This window comes from Paraburkholderia sp. ZP32-5 (assembly GCF_021390495.1).
Classification (GTDB): Bacteria; Pseudomonadota; Gammaproteobacteria; order Burkholderiales; family Burkholderiaceae; genus Paraburkholderia.
In genome coordinates this window covers 3,494,920-3,515,378 of sequence record NZ_JAJEJP010000001.1, presented here as the reverse complement: position 1 = coordinate 3,515,378, position 20,459 = coordinate 3,494,920, and the positions used below count along the sequence as shown (strand labels likewise).

The following is a 20,459-nucleotide window of genomic DNA, read 5'->3' as shown; positions in this document are numbered from 1 at the left end:
AGCATGCTTATTATATCGATCGCGCGCGAATACGCCATCAGGAGTTGTGCTGACGCTAAAGCGCATCGGTTGCCGTGCTGCGGGCAAAAAGGCTTCCGTATAATTCGCGCATGAAAACCCAATTCGAAGAGCGCTTCGGCTTTCTGATTTCCGACGTCGGCCGCCTGACAGGCAAGCGTTTCGACGATCTCGCGAAATCGTCGGTCGACCTGACGCGCGCGCAATGCCGTGTGCTGGCCTATCTCGGCCACTACGGCGACATCAATCAGGCGCGGCTCGCGGATCTGCTCGAGGTCGCGCCGATCTCGGCGGGCCGGCTGCTCGACCGGATGGAGGAGGGCGGCTGGATCGAGCGGGCCGCGAACCCGCAGGACCGCCGCGAGCGCCAGGTGCGCATGACGCCGAAAGCCGAGGGCACGCTCGACAAGGCGCGTAAGGTCGGCGATGAAGTCGCGCTCGAAGCGCTCAATGGTTTCAGCGCCGAAGAAGCGGCGCAGCTGATCGCGTTGTTGCAGCGGGTACGCGGCAATCTGAGCCGGCTCGTGGATCGCTGAAACGCCAACGAGGCCGCGCGAGGTCGACGCTGCTCGTGCGTCGAACCCGCGCCGAGCTTGCGCCGGACCGGCGCATCCAATCAGTACAGAAAAGCGCTATTTCGCTTCCGACGCCGGCGCGCCGCCGCCCGGCGGCACCAGTTCGTAACAGGCCGGCGGCGTAGCCGCTTTCGTCTTTGCATCCGCCGCTTGCGGATCAATGCATTTATACGCGCTCTGATCGCGCTGCACGAAGATCGTATCGGCCGGGCCAGCGTTGCCGCGCGCGCCGTTGACGACGGCGACGATCCGGTAGCCGTCCTGCAGCAGCGTCGCGAGTGTAGTGGGGCTCGCGCGCCATTGGCTGTCGGACGAGGCCGCGGTTTGCGCCTGAACCGGAAGCGTCGCATTGGCGCCGAGCAGCGCGACAGAAACAACGGCGGCGGATGCGGCGGGGCGAAACGTCATCAGTGAGCCTCCTCGAAGTTGCGCTTGACGGCCACCGATCCCAACGCGGAATCGGCGGCGTCTGTCAGGCCGTTAGAGACCAGCCTGCCGATCGAGTTCAGCCACACCACCGGAGGACCCGCACGGTCCGGCGCGCTGGTTTGCCACGCTCGCCGCCGCGCCTACTGCCGGGTCTCGCTCTGATCCTCTGACACGTGCAACGGATGATGGCGCGGCGGCTGCGCCAGCGACGGCGCGCGCAACAGCGGCAAGCGCTTGCGATGCGCCTTGATCCACGGCAGTAGGTCCTCGGCGGGCATCGGTTTCGCGAGCAGATAGCCTTGCCCGATCTGACAGCCATACTGCTGTAGCAAGCGCCAGTCCTCGACGGTTTCGACGCCTTCGGCGACCGTTACGAGGCGCAGCCGGTGCGCCATCGTCAGCGCGGACTCCAGAATCACCCGCAGATTTTCCTGCTCATGCGCGCGATGCACGAACGAGCGGTCCACCTTCAGTTCGGTGAACGGAATGCGCGCCAACTGCTGCATCGACGACAAACCGGTACCGTAGTCGTCGATCGACAGGCCGAAGCCGCGCAGACGAAAGCGCGCGAGCGCGCCGAGCGCGGGACCGTCCGGGCTCACCACCGAGCTCTCGGTGATCTCCAGCACGACCTGCGACGGACTCACGCCGTGCTTTTCGAGCAGCCCCGAAATCGCCTCGACCAGGTGCGGCTCGCTCAGCAGACACGGCGATATGTTGAGCGCGAGGATCAGCCGCAGGCCGCGCGTATTCCAGCTGGCCGCCTGCGCGACCGCCTGATCGATGACCGACAGGCTGAGCGTCAGAATCAGGCCACTGTGTTCGGCGGCCGCGATGAAGCGATCGGCCGGCACCGGCCCGAGCCGCGCGTCGGTCCAGCGCGCCAGCACCTCGACGCCGCGCAGCAGGCCGCGCTGGATATCCACCTTCGGCTGATAGTGCGGCACGACTTCGCCCGCGCTGATCGCCTGCGCGAGCGCGGCGATATCCACATCGGGCAGGTGCGCGGCCGGCGAGCCGCAGTGCAACTGCTCGACGTTGTCGCGGCATTCGAAAGCGCGCGCGAGCGCGTCGCGCGTGAGCGGCTTGCATAGCCCGGCGATTACCGGCAGACCGAGATTGCGCGCCATGCCTTCGACCGCCCGCACCAGCGGGCCGTCGTGACCGGACGACACAATGATCGGAATGCGCAGTCCGCGCTGGCGCAACTGCTGCATCATCTCGACGCCATCCATCACCGGCATTTCGAGGTCGACGATCATCAGGCTGGGCGTGAACCCGGGCACCGCCAGCAGCGCGAGCGCTTCGGCGCCGTCGTACGCACACACGACGTCCTGCACGCCGAGCTCTTTGCACATGAGCGTGACGGCCTCGCATTCGGTTGCGCTGTCGTCAACCAGAAGCACCGATTCGATTGGGCAAGGCATCGGCTTCATTGAGGGCATCCTGCGTTACGGGAGAACGATGAAGAAGGCTTCGGAATGGCGGCTCTCCTTCATGGCTTGCGATACACCGAGGGCGCGACCTGCACCAGATCGTCGTTGACCTGATGCAGGCTCTCCGAATGACCGACGCACAGCATGCCGCCCGGACGCAGTTGCGCGCACACCCGCTCGACCACCTTGCGGCGCGTCTCGATGTCGAAATAAATCATCACGTTGCGAAGAAAGATGCAGTCGAACATGTCGATATCGGGCAAGCGCGCATTCAGGTTGACCTGCGCGAAGCGCACGCGCTCGCGCAGCGAACGCTCGACGAGCAGCGTGCCCGCGTAGTCGCCGATACCCTTGCGGCAGTATTGCCGCAGCAACGCGGGCGGAATCTGGCGCGCGCGTTCCTCGGTGTAGTGTCCGCGGCGCGCGTGCGCAAGTACGCGGGTGCTGATATCGGTGCCGAGCACGTCCCAGCGGTTCGGGCCGAGCGCGTGGTCGAGCACCATCGCGATGCTGTAGGGCTCCTCGCCGGTCGAGCACGCGGCGCTCCACACGTTGAGCGGCTCGCGCCGCTCGCGCCACAGCGCGGCGAAGCGGCGCAGCATCTCGAAGTGCCGGCTTTCGCGAAAGAAGAACGTCTCGTTGGTGGTCAGCAGGTTGATCGCCGTCTGTGCTTCATCGCCCGCCGCGTCGCCTTCGAGCAGCACGAGATACTGGCTGAAGCTGGTGCACCGGAAGTGCTGGAGCCGTCTCGCGAGCCGTCCGCAGACGAGCCCCCGCTTCGCGGCGGAGAGGTGGATCCCCGCCGTTTCGTGGATAAAGCGGCTGACCCTCGCGAATTCCCTGTCGGTGATCGTGGCTATCATCGGAACACGTGGTGCATGAATGGGGAGCGGCGCGCGCGACGACCCGCGCGAGCGCGCCGCGTTGCTAGTCGGGCTCGACCGGCTCGACCTCGGCGGACAGCGCGTCCATCGCGCCGAGCTGCTCGAGGTTCAGCACCTCGTCGAGGTTGAGCAGGATCACGAAGCGGCCTTTGTCGTCGCCGTTGCCGTTGCCCTTTTCCTTATCCTTGTCTCGTTCTGCTTCCTTGCTTCTGCGTTTGCGTGTGTCTTGGCCCATGCCGAGCACGAATTGCGCGGCGAGACGCATCCCGAAGCCCGGCGCCGGTTCGATTGCGCTCGCCGGAATCGTCAGCACCGCGCTCACCGTGTCCACGACCACGCCGATCACATGCGACGGCTCGCCCGCGCAGATTTTCTCGACGATCACGATGCAGGTGCGGCGCCCGACCGGACTCGACGGCTGACCGAAGCGCGCGAGCAGATCCACCACCGGCACGACCGCGCCGCGCAGATTGATCACGCCACGCACGGTGCGCGGCATCATCGGCACGTCGGTCACACCGCCGTATTCGATGATCTCCTTGACCGACAGGATATCGATGCCGAACACCTCGTCGGCGAGCGTGAACGTCAGATACTGCGACGGTTCGTCAAAGCGCGTGTCGTCCATGCGTCTCTTCCTGCGTCTCTTTCCTGCATGCTGTCTCCATGTCCGCGGCCCCTAGTACCTGACGAAGCTCGACTCGTCGAAGGGCTCGGCCGACTCCAGCTCCAGCGCGCTCGACTGCCGTCTGCCGCGCGGCTTGCCACGCTGCCTCGCGGCGGCGGCGCGGCGCCGGCCGTCGCCGGACCACGGCGCGGAGCCGGCCGGCGTCGCCGCCAGCTTGAAAAAGTCGACCGTTTGCTGAAGCTGGCGCGCCTGGCCGCTCATTTCCTCGGCGGTCGCGGCGAGTTCCTCGGAGCTGGCGGCGGTCTGCTGGGTCGCCTCGTTCAGTTGCATGACCGCGCTGGTGATCTGCGACACGCCGGTGGCCTGTTCTTCCGACGCCGACGTGATCTCCTGCACGAGTTCCGACGTCTTGCGGATATTCGGCACCATCGAGTCCAGCAGCAGGCCGGCGCGCTCGGCCAGCTCGACACTGCTGCCCGCGACCTCGCTGATTTCCTGCGCCGCGACCTGGCTGCGCTCGGCGAGCTTGCGCACCTCGGCGGCCACCACCGCGAAGCCCTTGCCGTGCTCGCCGGCGCGCGCGGCTTCGATCGCCGCGTTCAACGCGAGCAGGTTGGTCTGATAGGCGATGTCGTCGATGATGCCGATCTTGCCGGCAATCTGTTTCATCGCCGCGACGGTCGCGCGGACCGCGTCGCCGCCTTCGTTCGCCTCGCTCGCCGCCGTCGTCGCCATACCGTCGGTGACCCGCGCGTTCTCCGTGTTCTGCGCGATCGACGTGGTCATCTCTTCGAGCGACGCGCTGGTTTCCTCGACGCCGGCCGCCTGTTCGCTCGCCGACTGCGATAGCGACTGCGCGGTGTCGTTCAACTGCTCCGACGCGCGCGACAGATTGGCCGCGCCGTCATGCACTTCGCCCACCACCTGCGACAGCCGCGCGACCATTTCCTTGACCGCGAACAGCATGCTCGAACGATCACGCGCGCGGGTCTGCACGTCGACGCGCAGATCGCCGCCCGCCACCTTGCGGACGATTTCGGCCGCATACGACGGGTCGCCGCCGAGCGTGCGCATGATCGCGCCGACGATCACCACGCCCAGCGCGATCAGCAGCGTCAGCAGCGCGGCCGCCGCGATATACATGTGCCGGAGCGTGCGGGTCGCGTCCGCGTCGATGGCGTCGGTCGCGGTCTTGCCGTAGCGCATGTTCATGGCGACCAGTTGTGACAGATCGGTCGCCGCGACGCGGAACTGCGTATCGCTTTCGACCAGCGATTGATGCAGCGCGACGAACAGCGCCGATCGCTCGCCGGGGTCGGCGTGCGTAATTTCGAGCTGCTGGTCGGTCAGCCGCGTTTCCGCGTCCTTCCAGGCTTGCCAGTCCTTCACGAACTGCTGCCACACGACCGTCTCCTCCGGCGTCTGCGGCAACGGCTCATAGCGGTTCCAGCCCTTCTCGACGCGTGCCCACAGTTCCTGTTTGCGATCGAGCTGCGCGCCGATCTTGCCGAATTCGTCCGGAAAACTGGCCAGCGAATCGACCGCGCGATCGGCGGAGCGAATCGCCGTTTGCCCTTCGTGGACGATCATCAGCCCTTCGACCGACGGCAGATGGTCGCGGCCGATCTCGTCGAGATGCGCGGCGACCGTTTTCAGCCCGGCGAGCCCGATGTCCAGCACCATCAGTGTCGCCAGCACGCCCACGCCCAGCAGCAGGGTCGCCTTTGCCTTCAGAGAGAGATTTCCGAGCATGAAATGTCCTTCATTCAGTCAATGTGGGGCGCGTGCTCGTGCGCCGGCTGCCGCGCTGCTTTCCACGAGATCGGCGAGGCGCCCGTGACGTCGGCTCGAACGTTGCCGCCGCAAATGCTGCTGAAGAGCGCGGGGACGTCGATGATCAGCGCGACGTCGCCGCTGCCGAGGATCGTCGAGCCACTGATGCAGCGAACCCGCGAAAAAACCGGGCTCAGCGGTTTGATCACGGTCTGCAATTCGCCGACGAGACCATCGACAACGAGCCCCGCGCGCAGCTCGCCATGCTTGATCACGACCACGCTCTGGCGCCGGGTCGGCGTGGAGTCGAGGGCGAAGAACTCGCGCAGGCGGATTAGCGGCAGCACGTTGCCGCGCAGGTTCGTGTAGTCGCGGCCGGCCTTGTCGTTGAATTCGATGCATTCGTCGACCATCTCGAGCGGGATCACGAACGCGGCGTCGTCGACTTCCACCATGAAGCCGTCGATGATCGCCAGCGTGAGCGGCAGCCGCACGGTCATCCGCGTGCCGATGCCCGGCTTGCTGTCGATCGCGATGCTGCCGCGCAGCGCGGTGATGTTGCGTCTGACGACGTCCATGCCGACGCCGCGCCCGGACAGGCTCGTCACGTGATCGGCGGTGGAAAAGCCCGGCTCGAAGATCAGCTCGAAGACTTCCCGTTCGGGCAGCTTGGCGTCCGCCGAAACGAGGCCGCGCTCGACTGCCTTCGCGAGAATCTTTTTGCGGTTCATGCCGGCGCCGTCGTCGCTCACTTCGATCACGACGCTGCCCGAGTCGTGATACGCGTTGAGCGTGACCGTACCGCGCGAATGCTTGCCCGCGCGCAGCCGTTCGGCCGGCATTTCGATGCCGTGGTCGATCGCGTTGCGCACCATGTGCGTCAGCGGGTCGGCCAGCTTTTCGACCAGCGTCTTGTCGAGTTCGGTATCTTCGCCGTTGACGACCAGCGCGATGTCCTTGCCCATCTCGTGCGACAGATCGTGCACCACGCGCTGAAAGCGGTTGAACGTCGCGCCGATGCGGACCATGCGCAAATGCAGTGCCGCGTCGCGGACTTCGCGGACCAGCGCGGTCAGCGTCGCCGTGCATTCCTCCAGTTCCGCGTTACGACTGCGGCGGGCCGTGAGCGCGGTGCCGGCGGCGGCGATCGTCAGTTCGCCGAGCAGATCGATCAACTGATCGAGCCGCTGCGCGTCGACCCGCAACGACTGGCGCTCCGCCGCTTCCTTCGCGCGCAGCATCTGCGCGGCGGTGGGCGTGAGTGGCGCGGCCATCTGCGTTCTGGGCGCTGTGTGCGGTGGCGACGGCGGCGCGGGTTCCGTTTGCGCGGCGGCCATCGCCAGCGGATGCGCGGCGCTCACCGAGTGCGTGGCGCCCATCACGTCGCGCAGCACCGCATCGAGCTGCGCGGTGTCGAGCGTGCCACAGCGAACCAGCATCTCGCCGGCGCGCACCGGATCGGTGCCGAGTTCGCTGAGCAGTTGCGCGCAATCGCGCGGCGAGCTGTCCGGTGCGAGGATGCGCACCTCGCAGTCGTCGATGACGAACTCGAACGCGCCTTCGATCGTCGCGCGATCCGCGTCGGAGCGAAAGGCGATTTCGAAGCCGAGATAGCAGAGTTCGGGGTCCATGTCGGCGGCTACCGGCATCGCGTCGGACATCGTCACGACCGCGGCGAATTCGCCGAGCGTGCCCAGGTAACGCAGCAAGGACAGCGGGTCGAGGCCGTTGCGCAGCACGCTGGCACCGAAGCGCAGCGAAATATGCCAATGGCCGATGCCGGGCTCGCGCGGCACGTTGCCGGCAGTGTCTTCAGCGGTGTCGCCGGCCGGGTCCGCGGCGGTGCTGTCGACGATAGTGACGGTCGTGACCGTGGCGGCCGCGGGCGCGCCGCGTTGGCCCAGATAGCCGTGCAGTTGCGCCATCAATTGCTGCGCGCGTTGCACGGATTCGGTGTCGTTGCCGTGACGGCCCTGTTCGAGCGCGGTGATCAGCGACGCGATGTGGTCGCCGCAGGCGAGCAGCAACACCATCATGCCGGCGTCGACCGCGACGCGGCCGCCGCGCATCTCGTCGAGCACGCTTTCGAGCAGATGCGTGATCCCGACGATATGGTCGAGCCCAAACAGACCCGCCGAGCCCTTGATCGTATGCGCGGCGCGAAAGATCGCATTGACCGCTTCGCCGTCGCGCGGATTTTCGCCGAGCGACAGCAGCGCGCTTTCCATGTTCTCCAGCAGGTCGCGACTCTCGGCGATAAAGGTGGTGAGCGCGTGGTCCAGATTCATGGTGTGCCCGGCGGCGTTGAGATGAAATCCACGGGTGACGGTTATCCGCGGCTCGAAGGCGCGAGCAGCGGGTCGTTGAAATAGCCGGCCAGATCGAGTAGGTCGAAGACTTCCCGCACGGCGGAGCTGTGGCCGGTCAGCCGCAATTCGCAGCCGGCCTCGCGCGCCGCCGCGCTCGCCATCATCAGCAACTGCACGCCCGCGCTGTCGATTTCGGTGACCGCCGACAGATCGATCACGAGCGTATCGGCGCTGTCGAGCGCCGACAGGAAAATCTGTTTCAGTTCATTCGCGCGATAGATCGTCAATTCGCCTTCGACGGCGACTTGCACGCAGGATTGGGCTGAAGCGGAGGAGGGCATCGTTCGGTTCGCCGGACTCGAGGTTGAACGGAGACAGGATCGCGGCCGCCTGTCAGGGCAGCACCAGCCGGCGCACCACGCCGACCATCTGCTCGGCCTTGAACGGCTTGACGATCCACGCGCCTGCACCGGCCGCGCGCCCCTCGCGCTTTTTGTGCTCCGCCGATTCGGTGGTCAGCATCACCACCGGCGTAAAGCGATAGTTCGGCAGTTGCTTGACGGCTTTCACGAAGTGAATGCCGTCCATATTGGGCATATTCATGTCACTGATCATCAGATGGATCTTTTGCCCCGTCAGTTTTTCCAGCGCATCGCAGCCGTCGCAGGCTTCGATCACTTCATAGCCCGCGTCGCGCAGCGCGATGCCCAGTACCTGTCGCAAGGAGGCTGAGTCATCGACGATCATTACGGTCTTTGGCATGGTGTGTCAGATGTAGGTGATGGCTGCGCCGGTGTGGCTCGCGCTGCGCGAATCCTTCTGTCCGGCGGTTCGCCATCCCCGTCGATGGCGCTCTGCTTCACTTCACTGCATGGCTGGCTTGCCCGCCGCGACCGCAGACCTGCTGGTACGGCGCGGCATCGAGCGCTTTCACGACCATCGACGACTGCTGCTGCGCTTCTGCCCGAACTGCGAGCTGGTTTTCCCTTTCTAGTGCTGCTCTACTTTCCGGCGGTCATGGTTGCGTTCGAGTATTTATATCGGCGTTCTGGCGAATTGCTTTAGGGCATTTGTCAGCGGGAAAATCGCGGCGATTCGTCAGTTATTCACACGGCACGTGCTGTTTTTTCAATAAAACGTTTGCGCGAAATTGATTTATTCGCTTTAACCGGTGATCGAGCGATTCGTTACTTATTCAGCCTCTGCTTCAAGCGGCTCGGATACGCCGATTCCGTTTTCCCCAATGCGATTTCGCCCCGCGGCTTTCGCGGCGTAAAGCGCGGAATCGGCCATTTTCACCAATGCGAAAGCCTTTTCACCATGCGTAGCGCGGCGGGTCGCGACGCCGATGCTGACGGTCACGCGCCGCCATGGCGACTGCTTATGCGCGATGTTCAGGTCGTGAACCGCGCGCCGCAGCGCTTCGGCGACAATTCGCGCGTTGTCGGCGCCCGTACCCGGCAGCAACGCGACGAACTCTTCGCCGCCGTAGCGCGCGATTTCGTCGAGCGGACGGCCGATGCACGCCATCATCGTTTCGGCGACTTCCTTCAGCGTTTCGTCGCCGGCCGAGTGGCCGTAGGTGTCGTTGTATTTCTTGAAGAAGTCGACGTCGACGAACAGCAGCGAAATCGGGCTCGCGTCGCGCATCGATTGCCGCCACAGCCGCCGCAGCACCGCGTCGAATACGCCGCGATTCGAGAGTCCGGTCAATGCGTCGGTCGCCGCCGCGATTCGCAAACGGCCCTCGGCGTGCTGGCGGCGTTTCAACTCGGTGGCAAGCACGCTCGCGCACAGGCCCATCGACAGCGTGAAGACCAGCGTCAGCAGACCGACCCGGATCGCGCGCTGTCGCCAGCCCGCGTAGACGTCGGCGAGCGACGGCGCGACCACCAGCAGCAACGGCGCCTGGGAAAGCCGCTTGAACACGTACAGGCGCCGCGTGCCGGTTGTTTCGTCGAACGCGGCAAAGGCGCCCTCGCTTTTGCCGCGCATGCGCAGAAACAGCGGATCGTGGCTCATGTCCCGGCCGACCGAGCCGGGCGTGTCGGGCTGCTGCGACACCAGCGAGCCGTTGCTGTGGATCACCGCCGCGAAGCCGTCCTTGCCGAGCGCGACGCCGCCCAGCAGGGAGCGGAAATAATCGACGCTGAGCGTGCCGGCCACGATGCCGTCGAATTTGCCGCTCGGCGTGCTCAGGCAACGGCTGAAGCCGACCACATAGGTGTCGTACGTCAAGGGCGATCGATAGGGCGCGCCGATGAACAGATCGTTGCCGCAACTGCCGCCCTGGGCGAGCAGGTAGCGACGGTCGGCGTCGCGGGTCGGGCGCGCGGTCAGCGCGGTCGAGTCCAGCACGACCGTGCCGTTCGCGTCGGTCACGAAGACCGCGCCGAAGTAACTTTCCGGCGTCGCGCCGGCGAACAGCAACTGATTGCGCAGCAGCGGCGGCAACTGCATCACTCCGGGGTCGCCGAGATTCTCGACGACCGCTTGTAGCGAGCGGTCGAACAGATCGACGTTTTCATCGATGTCGTGCGCGATGAAGAACATCAGATTCTGCGCGTCGTTGACGGCGCGCGAGTACGCTTCGCGGCGCATGCCGATCAGATCGCGCGCGCATACGCCCCACATGAAAAGCGTCAGCATCACGCAGGCGACGACGACACCAACCGGAGACAACGCGCGGCTCGCCAGCCTCGCGGGAATATGCGCGGCGCGCGAAAGCCAGTTCATCCGACTTCTTTCCATCGTTACGCTCATTGACCCGGTCCTTCGACCGCGCCGCGAACCATGCCGCGTTCGCGTGCGCTTGCCGAAATCCGGCTCCCTCCCTGGGGTTGGTTTTTATCGGGCGCTACACCTTCTTCGGGTCGCGGCCGCCGTCGCGGCGCGCGGTGCAATCGATACGGGCTGTCCGGGTGATCAGAAGGTTTGCCAGTCGTCGCTGGCCTGTGCGGCAACTGGTGCCGCAACTGGTGCCTGCGCGGCGGGCGCTTCGTTGCGAACGTCGCTGCGCGGCTCGACGCGCGCCTTCACCGCGACGCGTCTGCTGGCCGGCACGGCGGCGCGTTGCATGGCGGCGCGCGCGAGAACCGGTGCGGCGGCATTCGCGTTGCCGAGCCTGAACGTGGCGACCGCGGCCTTCAGTTTCGCGGCCTGGTCGTCGAGCGACTGCGCGGCGGCCGCGGCCTCTTCAACCAGCGCGGCATTCTGCTGCGTGACTTCGTCCATTTGCGTGACGGCCTGGCCGACCTGATCGATGCCCTTGCTCTGCTCGTCGGATGCCGACGCGATCTCGCCCATGATGTCGGTGACGCGCGTGACGGCGACGCTGATCTGCTGCATCGTCGCGCCGGCCTGATCGACGAGGTCCGCGCCGGTGAGCACGCGCGATACCGACGTATCGATCAGCGCCTTGATTTCCTTCGCCGCCGTCGACGAGCGCTGCGCGAGCGCGCGCACTTCGCCCGCCACGACCGCGAAGCCGCGGCCTTGTTCTCCCGCGCGAGCCGCTTCGACCGCTGCGTTCAGCGCGAGGATATTGGTCTGGAACGCGATGCCTTCGATGATGCCGATGATGTCGGCGATCTTCGACGAGCTGTCCTTGATTTCATCCATCGTCGAGACCACGCGCTGCACCACGCCGCTGCCTTCTTCGGCGATGCCCGACGCGTTGGCCGCGAGCGTGCTCGCCTGGCGCGCATTCTCCGCGTTCTGGCGCACGGTGCCGGTCAGTTCCTCCATGCTGGCTGCCGTCTGTTCGAGCGATGCGGCCTGTTCTTCGGTGCGCGACGACAGATCGACGTTGCCCGCCGCGATTTCCTTCGATGCGACGCTCACCGACTCGGTCGATTCGCGCACCGTCGTCAACACGTCGACGACACGGCTCATCAGATCGTTGTACGCGGTGGCCGCCATACCGATTTCGTCCATCGCGTGGACCGGCACGCGATGGCTCAGGTCGAGCGATTCGCTCGCCTGTTGCAGCGTCGCGCGGATGTTATTCAGCGCTCTGAGAATCATGCGGGACAATGCCCAGATCCATCCGGCCACCAACGCGAGACCGACACACATCACGACGATGATGAGGTACATCATGTTTTCGCGGGTCTCGTCCGCGCTTGTGGTGGCGGCGTTAGCGCGTTCGGCGATTTCGGCGATGTTCTGGTCGAGCAGTGCCTGGAACGGCTGGAAGTTCGTGTGATAGATCGCGTTCACGCTATCGTTCGCGGCCTTCGGGTCTTGCGCGGCCGTGCCGATGATTTGCCGCGACTTCTGGTCGTACGCTTTCCAGCTTTCTATCAGCGTCTTGAACTTTTCGCGCCGCTCCGGGGTGGTCAGGATCGGCTCGATGATGCCGGTCCATTTGTCGATGTTCTGCTCGGCGGTGGTGAAGACCTGCTTCGTATCGTCGGTGGTCGGATCGAGCTGGATCGTGGACATCGCGCTTGCCTTGATTTCGGTCATGCCGCGAATCTGCTGTTGCCGTCTCGTCGCGATCGACGACGCGTCGCCGATCGAGTCGAACGCCTTCGTGGTGACCGCGAGCACGCCTCCCATCGCACACACCGTCACCAGCATCAGAATCTGAAATTTACGTTTGATATTCACTTGACCCGACCACCTGAAAAAATACTCGTTCGATCTACGACTCACATCCGTTTGCGCTTGCGCGCCCGACGATTAGCACGTTCGTACGCGGCATCGAAATACGCGATGTGCCGGTATGCACTCGCTCGACTTTCACGCGCGGTTTCGAACGGCCGTATTTAAATGAATATGCAAAAGAACCGGGCAGAGCAAACGTTGAAATAGCGCTTTTCCCCGCTGTTCGGAGCGCGATGGCTTGTTTGCGATGACGACGCGTGCCATTCGTGGCACGACGAAGTGATGCCGGAAGGCATCGGAGTACCCGGTCATTCATGATATCGGCCGACAGTGATGTTCCGACGTGGCGCACGGTGTGCTGAACCTGCCGCGCGATACCTGTCGGAATCGAACCGTCGCGTGCTGCCTGCGGATCGCTGATGCGGTGCTGTGCGTAGTTGTCCGTGTTAACGACAGCGATGCCCAATAGTTGAGGCATGGAGTGATCGCTCCACGCACGACGCGTGAAGTGTGAGGTCTGTGCAAACCTGAAGCAGCACTATTGCAATGACACTGCGCTGATTCAGATTTTCTTCAGACAATTAACTGGCCAATCTCCGGACGAGGGTTTTATTTTTTGGAGTACCCGGAATGGCGAGAGCTGCGAAGTAATCGTTTGCGATAGCAATTGCTGAGTGGAAGTACTCCGGTTGGAATCGCTTCCACGTCGGTGTTTGTTATCGAATGCGATGGAGCGGCCTCGAAGCTTCCATCAGGCCGCTCCCATTCACTCAGAGTCAGGAAACGGAACTGCACTCACTGGCGAGCCAGGCTCGCCATCCGCCGAACGTGGAGATATCCGTTGCGGCTTGTATCGCATACGGTTCGCACAGGAAGCCGGTTATCCACGAGCCGTCCGCGAGTTCGACCTTGCCGAGCACGAGAGGCGAGGGCACGGTCGCGATGAATGAACCGAACTCCGAACTGGGCATCTCCCATACTTCGACCGCGATCCCTACACCATTGTGCGACGGGTCGCTTTCGATGTTGCCGGCTACGCGCCACATGCCTGGACGTCGTGTGCCGTCCGCCGACGCGGGCAGCGCCGCTAACCGGTAATGCGCGGCGGTATGCGTGGCGCGCACCAGATGCGCGCCGCGCGCAACCAGATCGCGATTGAGCGGCAAGCCTTGCATGTGCGCGCCGCAGACCACGATCCGCATCCGGTCGTGGCTTGCGGTGCGCGGCTCGGCAGGCAACGGCGGTTGACCGCCGACGCATGGCACCGCGCTGTTTCGTTGCAGCAGATCGGCGACGCCCAGCAGATACTGGTCGGTCATCGCGCGGCCGAACACGGTGACACCCCAGGGCAGGCCGTTCTTCATGAAACCGGTCGGCGTCGCGACGGCCGCGTAGTCCAGCAGATTCATGAAGTTCGTGTAATAGCCCAGTAAGGAGTTCGGGCCGATCGGATCGCGCTCCAGTTCGTCGAGCGTCACCGCGCGTGGATACGCGGGCGTCAGCACGAAGTCCAGCGATTCGAGCAAAGCATCGCAGCGTGCTTTCAATTCCTGCAGACGATACTGCGCGCGAAATAGCTCGACTGCGGTGGCACCCGGCGCCTTGGCCAGCACATCGCGGATGACCGGCAGTACCGCGTCGGGCTGCGTCGTCATCAATTCGCCGGCCACGCTGTAACGTTCGGCGACCCACGGACCTTGATAGAGCAGTCTGGCCGCTTCGACGAACGGCTCGAAGTCGATTTCGACTGCTTCTCCACCGGCTTCTTCGAGCAACGCACGCGCTTTCGCGAATAAGGCCGGGCTCTCCGTGCAACCCGCGAATTCCAGTTGCGCGGGCACGCCGAAGCGGAACGCGGCGGGCGTGCCGAACGCGCGTGCGCTGTTCCATTGTGGATTCTTGCGGCTGTATGCGTCGCGCGGATCGGCGCGCGCGGTCAATGCCAGCAGCTCGCTGGCTTCCTGCGCGGTCGCGGTGAAAAACGTCACGCAGTCGAGCGTGCGGCACGCGGGCACGACACCCGCGGTGGACAACAAGCCCTTGCTCGGCTTGAGTCCGATCAGATTGTTCAGCGCGGCCGGCACGCGGCCGGAACCGGCCGTGTCGGTACCGAGCGCGAAGCTCGCCACACCGAGTGCGACCGCCAGCGACGAACCGGCGCTCGAGCCGCCCGACGGATAGTCCGGATGCACGCTATTGCGGCATTTGCCGTACGGCGAACGCGTGCCGTTCAGACCGGTCGCGAACTGATCGAGATTGGTCTTGCCGAGCGGTATCGCGCCGAGCGCGATCAACTGCGCGACCAGCGTCGCCGATTCCGTGGGTGTGTAAGCGAACGCGGGACAGGCGGCTGTCGTCGGGATGCCGGCGAGATCGATGTTGTCCTTGATCGCGAACGGAATGCCATACAGCGGCAGCTTGTCGATGTCCTGAGTGTCGAGCCAGTCGAGATACGGCGCGACTTCTTCAACGCTCAGAAGATGGATGAAAAGATTGAACTCGGGGTTCAGCGTGGCGGCTTTATCGAGCAGTTCGGCGACGAGCCCGCGCGGCGTGAGACTCCCCGCGCGGTAGGCGGCGCGAAGTGTCGGAAGACGCAGATCGAATGACGTCATGGTGATCTATCCAGCTATTGATTGAGGTTCTGCTGACGTGCGATGACCGCCACGCGCTGCCCGGCTCGCACCGGCGAACCCGGCGCCACGTGAATTTGCGCGACGGTTCCGGCGCACGGCGCGCACACGGAGATTTCCATCTTCATCGACTCGATGACGAGCAGCACGTCGCCGGCATCGACTGTCTCGCCGGGCTTCACTTTTACTTGCCACAGACTGCCGGCGATTTCGCTGTCTACTGCGACTTCGCCATCTTCCAGCGCCGCGAGCTCCGTATCCTGCGCAAGCGGCGGCTCGAACGTCTGCTCGGATGCGCCGGCTTCACGCCACCGTTCACGCTCCGCCTGGAAGGCCGTGCGCTGGCGCGAACGGAACGCGTCGATGCTAGCCGATTCGTCGGCGAGGAAGGCCTGATAGTCCGGCAACGACAGCTCGGCCTCTTCGATTCGCAGCGGATAGCGGCCCAGCGGAAAGTCGGCGCGGATGCGCAACAGCTCGTCGGCCGATACTTCGTAGAAGCGGATCTGATCGAAGAAGCGCAGCAGATAATGCTGCCCGGCGAAGTCCGCGGTCTTGCGGTAGCGATTCCACATCTGCAACGTGCGGCCGACGAACTGATAGCCGCCGGGTCCTTCCATCCCATACACACACAGATACGCGCCGCCGATACCGACGGAGTTCTCCGCGGTCCACGTGCGCGCCGGGTTGTATTTGGTCGTCACCAGCCGGTGGCGCGGGTCGAGCGGCGTCGCGACCGGCGCGCCGAGATACACGTCGCCGAGTCCCATCACCAGATAGCTCGCATCGAAGACGATCTGCCTGACCGCGTCGAGCGAATCGAGATCGTTGATACGGCGAATGAATTCGAGGTTGCTCGGGCACCACGGTGCGTCCTTGCGCACCGTGGTCATGTATTTCTCGATCGCGAGCTGGCATGCCGGGTCATCCCACGACAGCGGCAGATGAACGATGCGGGACGGCACGCGCAGGTCCTTGTGCAACAGCACCTGGCTCCACGCGCGCGCGACGATGTCGAGCAGATCGGCAAGCGGCAACGCCTCCGGCCGGTAGTGAATCTGCAGCGAGCGAATGCCAGGCGTCAGGTCGATCACGCCGGGCAGCGCCATGGCTTCCAGCGACTGCATCAGCGCATGGCCGCGGAAGCGCGACACGAGGTCGAGTTCGGCCGGTCCGATTTCGAGCAGCAGATGTGTGTCGCCCGACACGCGCGCGACGAGCCGTTCGTGATCCGCTCCGGTATCGAGCACCACCGGCGACGTCAGTGTGCCTGCGGTGTTGAGCGGCGCGCTTTGCTCGATCGTGAGGCTCTCCAGTTCGCGCAGACGTTGGCGCGCGGCCGCGCGCGCTTCATCGACGCCGACCGGCACGAAGCGGATCTTGTCGCCGGCTTTCAGCTGGCCGATCTGCCACAGGTCCGCTTCGATGATCGTCACCGGACACACGAAACCGCCGAGGCTCGGGCCATCGGGGCCGAGAATCACGGGCATGTCGCCGGTGAAATCGACCGCGCCGATCGCGTACGGATTGTCGTGAATGTTCGACGGATGCAGGCCCGCTTCGCCGCCGTCTTCGCGCGCCCATTCGGGCTTCGGTCCGATCAGGCGCACACCGGTGCGGCTCGAATTGAAGTGAATCTCCCATTCGGTGTCGAGCAGCCGTTCGATATAGCGCTGGCTGAAGTATTCGGGCGCGCCGTGCGGGCCGTAAATCACGCGCAGGGTGCGCACGCTATCGAGCGTGGGCGCATGCGCGAGCACCGCGCCGGCCTGCGTATCGTCGAGCGGATAGAGGTGCAGCACGTCGCCCGCGCGGATCGCGCGGCCGCCATGTCCGCCGAACTGACCGAGCGTGAAGGTGCTGCGGCTGCCGAGATAGTCGGCGACATCGAAGCCGCCGCGCACGCATAGATAAGCGCGCGCGCCTCGGCCGCGGATCGTGCCGAGTGTCAGCGTCGAACCGGCGCGCACAGCGATCGTCGTATTCAGCGGCTGCGCGACGTCGTCGAGCAGTACGGGGATTTCCGCGCCGGTTACAGCGATCACCGCATCGGTATTGAAGCGCAGCGTCGGTCCGCTCATCGTCACTTCGAGCGCGGCGGCATCGGCCGCGTTGCCGAGCAGGCGATTGCCGAGCCGCATCGCGCGATCGTCCATCGGTCCCGACGGCGGGATGCCGACCGCCCAATAGCCGAGCCGGCCCGGATAGTCCTGCACCGTGGTTTGCGTGCCGCCGCTGATCACTTCGACGGTCGTCGCCCGGTACTTGAGCCCTTCAAGGCAACGGGTCCACGGCTCTCCCGATGCGAACGGCGCGGCGCTCAGAATCTGGCGCAGATAGTCGCGATTCGTTTCGACGCCGTAGAGGCGTGTGTTTGCCAATGCATGGTCGAGCGCGGTGCGCGCTTCGTCGCGGGTCGGCGACCACGCGATCACTTTGGCGAGCATTGGGTCGAAGTACGGGGGCACTTCGCAACCGGCCTCGATCCACGTATCGATGCGCAGCGCGCTGCCGTCCGCGGGCGGGAACGCGACATCGGTCAGCAGACCGGGGCTCGGTTTGAAATCGCGGCCCGGGTCTTCGGCATAGAGCCGGGCCTGAATCGCGTGCCCGCGCGGCGTCAGATTCGCCGTGAGTTCGTGTAGTGGCGCGAGCGTGCCGGCCGCGAGTTCGATCATCCAGCGCACGAGGTCGACGCCCCACACCTGTTCGGTGACGCCGTGCTCGACCTGCAGACGCGTGTTGACTTCGAGAAAGTAGAACTGTTGCGCGGCGCTGTCGTAGACGAACTCGACGGTGCCGGCGGAGCGATAGTCGACCGCCTTCGCGAGCTTGACCGCGGCCTCGCACAACGCGGCCGACATGCCTTCGGGCAGACAGGGCGCGGGCGTTTCCTCCAGCACTTTCTGATTGCGCCGCTGCACCGAGCAATCGCGCACGCCGAGTGCGATTGCTCCGCCTTTACCGTCGCCGAATACCTGCACTTCCAGATGCCGCGCGCGTTCGATGTACTTCTCCAGAAACACGCCGGCATCGCTGAAGTTGTTCTCGCCGAGCCGTTTGACCGCGTCGAAATGGGCGCCGAGTTCATCGGCATCCCAGCACACCCGCATGCCGATACCGCCGCCGCCCGCGGTGCTTTTCAGCATCACCGGATAGCCGATGGTCTGCGCGGCTGCGAGCGCCGCCGGCAGATCGTCGAGCAGCCCGGTGCCGCGCAGCATCGGCACGCCTTCGTTGGCGGCGATTTCGCGAGCTGTGTGCTTCAGACCGAACGCGCGCAACTGCGCGGGCGTCGGTCCGATGAACGCGATGCCGGCCGCTTCGCAGGCTTCGCCGAACGCCGCGTTTTCCGATAGAAAGCCATAGCCGGGATGGATCGCCTGCACGTTCTCGCGACGCGCGATCTCGAGGATCTTCGCCGTGTCGAGATAGGTCGTCGCGGCCGGACCCTCGCCGAGACCATGCGCGACAGGCGCTTCGCTGACGTGACGGCTCGCGCGGTCGGCTTCCGCATAGATCGCGACGCCGGTGACATCGAGCTCGCGCAACGTTCTCAGAATGCGGCACGCGATAGCGCCGCGATTGGCGATCAGAATCTTCTCGAACATGGAAGGTGTGTTGAATCAGAGGCGGGCCGTCCCGCCGTGGGAGGTGCCGGCCGTGGTCGTCCACGGCCGCGGTCGCGGTTGCAGTTACGGTTGCGTCAGCGCTGGGCTCGGCGCAGTTGTTCGCGCGTCACGGCGACACAGCGCCCGGCGCGAACCAGCATGACGAAAAAGAGCCAGTTGCGGATGCGCGTCAGTTCCATATCAGCAGCTCGGCGGGCGTCGGGTTGTACGCGTTGCACGGATTGTTCAGCTGCGGGCAGTTAGAAATCAGCACGATCACGTCCATCTCGGCGCGCAGCTCGACGTACTTGCCCGGCGCGGAAATGCCGTCTTCGAACGTGAGTCCGCCTTCGGCCGTCACCGGTACGTTCATGAAGAAGTTCACGTTCGCGCCGATGTCCTGTTTCGCCAGACGTCCGTCGTGCGCGCACGCACGCAGGAAGTTGTCGCGGCAGCTATGCATGTAGCGCTTTTCCAGCGCATAGCGCACCGTGTTGCTCTCCTGCGCGCAGGCGCCGCCGAGCGTATCGTGACGGCCGCAGGTGTCGGCGACGATCGTCAGCATCGGATTGCCGAGGTTCGAATACAGCACCGAGCCCGAGCCCAGATAAAGGCTTTGTTGCCGGCGCAACGTGCGCTGCGGATCGAAACGCTCGCGTGGATCGGCGAGACTGTAGAACAGCGTATCGACGGCCTGATTGCCTTCGAGGTCGACGATGCGCAGTGTCTGGCCGGCTTTCACTTCGTGAAGCCATGGCTCGCCCGCGGCGAGTGTTTCGCGATAGGCCGCGTTTTCAGGCTGTTTTTCGCTGACGGTAAGCGTGCTGGTCATGGGTCGGTCTCCGCTCAAAGAAAGAACCGCTCGGTATTGATGAAGCCGCGTGCGTTTTCTTCGCAGGCGGTGCGGCAGATTTCGGCGACCTCGGCTGGCGCGTCGCTCAGTTCGAGCTTCACGGGCTTCGGCGCGTATTCCGGATTGGGGTCGAGCGGATGCTGAATCGCCGTGAGCACGACGAGCGTGTTCATCGGCGCGTACAGGTCGACGTAGTCGCCGGCCTTCGAGTTGCCGGGCACGAACTTCAAGGTCCCGTTGTCGGTGACATCGACACGGCTGAACAGATTCAGCGTCATCAGCAGGTCGGAGATGCAGAGGCCCCACTTGCCCATTTCGACGAGCAGGTTGTCGGTGCCGTTGCGATAGAAGCTGTTGCGCAGTTCCTGATAGCGGCCCGCGCCATAGCGTTCGAGCACTTCACTTGCGTTCGATACGCCGCCGATGCTGTCGTGCCAGCCGCAGGTATCCGCAACGATCGCGGCGAGCACGCGGCCCATGTCGGAGTACAGGCAGTGGCCGACGGTGAGCTTCGCCGTGTGCTGGCACTTCAGCGAATCCGGCAGATTCAGCCGTTCGCTTTTCTCCGCGGCGTTGACCATCATCACGCTGACGTTTGCGCCACCGCGCAGGTCCGTCACGCGCAACGACTGGCCGCGTTTGACGATCAGCGAGGTATGACCGCCGCCGGGAACGAGTTCTTCAAGCAGCAATTTCATC

General features: G+C 64.8%; 16 protein-coding genes. 1 reads left to right on the top strand and 15 read right to left on the bottom strand.

What is annotated here, in order from left to right; translation table 11 throughout:
* Positions 1-110: 110 nt before the first annotated feature.
* Positions 111-554 carry a MarR family winged helix-turn-helix transcriptional regulator gene (locus L0U82_RS15175; RefSeq protein ID WP_233832007.1) on the top strand — a complete coding sequence of 148 codons (444 nt, stop codon included), beginning with the start codon at positions 111-113 and terminating at the stop codon, positions 552-554.
* Positions 555-650: 96 nt separating this feature from the next.
* On the opposite strand, the gene L0U82_RS15170 is transcribed toward L0U82_RS15175, so the two are convergent.
* The 15 genes from L0U82_RS15170 to L0U82_RS15100 form a co-directional block, all read right to left on the bottom strand.
* Complete coding sequence (locus L0U82_RS15170; protein ID WP_233832006.1) at positions 651-1,001, bottom strand: hypothetical protein; 351 nt, start codon at positions 999-1,001, stop codon at positions 651-653.
* A 161-nt stretch (positions 1,002-1,162) separates the two neighbouring features.
* A complete protein-coding gene (locus L0U82_RS15165; protein WP_326489728.1) occupies positions 1,163-2,458 on the bottom strand; it encodes an EAL domain-containing response regulator in 1,296 nt (431 codons plus the stop codon).
* 59 nt (positions 2,459-2,517) lie between these two features.
* Positions 2,518-3,321 carry a CheR family methyltransferase gene (locus L0U82_RS15160; protein ID WP_233832004.1) on the bottom strand — a complete coding sequence of 268 codons (804 nt, stop codon included), beginning with the start codon at positions 3,319-3,321 and terminating at the stop codon, positions 2,518-2,520.
* Between the two features lie 64 nt (positions 3,322-3,385).
* Positions 3,386-3,970, bottom strand: a complete 585-nt coding sequence (locus tag L0U82_RS15155; protein ID WP_233832003.1) for a chemotaxis protein CheW — start codon at positions 3,968-3,970, stop codon at positions 3,386-3,388.
* 51 nt (positions 3,971-4,021) lie between these two features.
* Entirely contained in the window at positions 4,022-5,722 is a 1,701-nt protein-coding gene (locus tag L0U82_RS15150; protein ID WP_233832002.1) for a HAMP domain-containing methyl-accepting chemotaxis protein, read from the bottom strand.
* 14 nt (positions 5,723-5,736) lie between these two features.
* Positions 5,737-8,031, bottom strand: coding sequence for a chemotaxis protein CheA (locus tag L0U82_RS15145; RefSeq protein WP_233832001.1), 2,295 nt, complete (start codon positions 8,029-8,031; stop codon positions 5,737-5,739).
* A gap of 41 nt (positions 8,032-8,072) precedes the next feature.
* Positions 8,073-8,363, bottom strand: a complete 291-nt coding sequence (locus tag L0U82_RS15140; protein WP_233831999.1) for an STAS domain-containing protein — start codon at positions 8,361-8,363, stop codon at positions 8,073-8,075.
* An 82-nt stretch (positions 8,364-8,445) separates the two neighbouring features.
* Positions 8,446-8,814, bottom strand: coding sequence for a response regulator (locus tag L0U82_RS15135; RefSeq protein WP_233831997.1), 369 nt, complete (start codon positions 8,812-8,814; stop codon positions 8,446-8,448).
* 429 nt (positions 8,815-9,243) lie between these two features.
* Entirely contained in the window at positions 9,244-10,788 is a 1,545-nt protein-coding gene (locus tag L0U82_RS15130; RefSeq protein ID WP_233831995.1) for a sensor domain-containing diguanylate cyclase, read from the bottom strand.
* A gap of 189 nt (positions 10,789-10,977) precedes the next feature.
* Positions 10,978-12,666, bottom strand: coding sequence for a methyl-accepting chemotaxis protein (locus L0U82_RS15125; protein WP_326489727.1), 1,689 nt, complete (start codon positions 12,664-12,666; stop codon positions 10,978-10,980).
* Positions 12,667-12,700: 34 nt separating this feature from the next.
* On the bottom strand, positions 12,701-13,141 hold the full coding sequence (locus tag L0U82_RS15120) for a hypothetical protein (protein WP_233831993.1): 441 nt from the start codon (positions 13,139-13,141) through the stop codon (positions 12,701-12,703).
* Positions 13,142-13,439: 298 nt separating this feature from the next.
* Positions 13,440-15,278, bottom strand: coding sequence for an allophanate hydrolase (gene atzF / locus L0U82_RS15115; protein ID WP_233831992.1), 1,839 nt, complete (start codon positions 15,276-15,278; stop codon positions 13,440-13,442).
* A 14-nt stretch (positions 15,279-15,292) separates the two neighbouring features.
* Positions 15,293-18,907 (bottom strand): urea carboxylase, encoded by a 3,615-nt coding sequence (gene uca, locus L0U82_RS15110; RefSeq protein WP_233831991.1) that lies wholly within the window; start codon positions 18,905-18,907, stop codon positions 15,293-15,295.
* Positions 18,908-19,097: 190 nt separating this feature from the next.
* Positions 19,098-19,739 carry an urea amidolyase associated protein UAAP2 gene (locus L0U82_RS15105; protein WP_233831990.1) on the bottom strand — a complete coding sequence of 214 codons (642 nt, stop codon included), beginning with the start codon at positions 19,737-19,739 and terminating at the stop codon, positions 19,098-19,100.
* Positions 19,740-19,753: 14 nt separating this feature from the next.
* Positions 19,754-20,458, bottom strand: a complete 705-nt coding sequence (locus L0U82_RS15100; protein ID WP_233831989.1) for an urea amidolyase associated protein UAAP1 — start codon at positions 20,456-20,458, stop codon at positions 19,754-19,756.
* Between the last annotated feature and the right edge of the window lies 1 nt (position 20,459).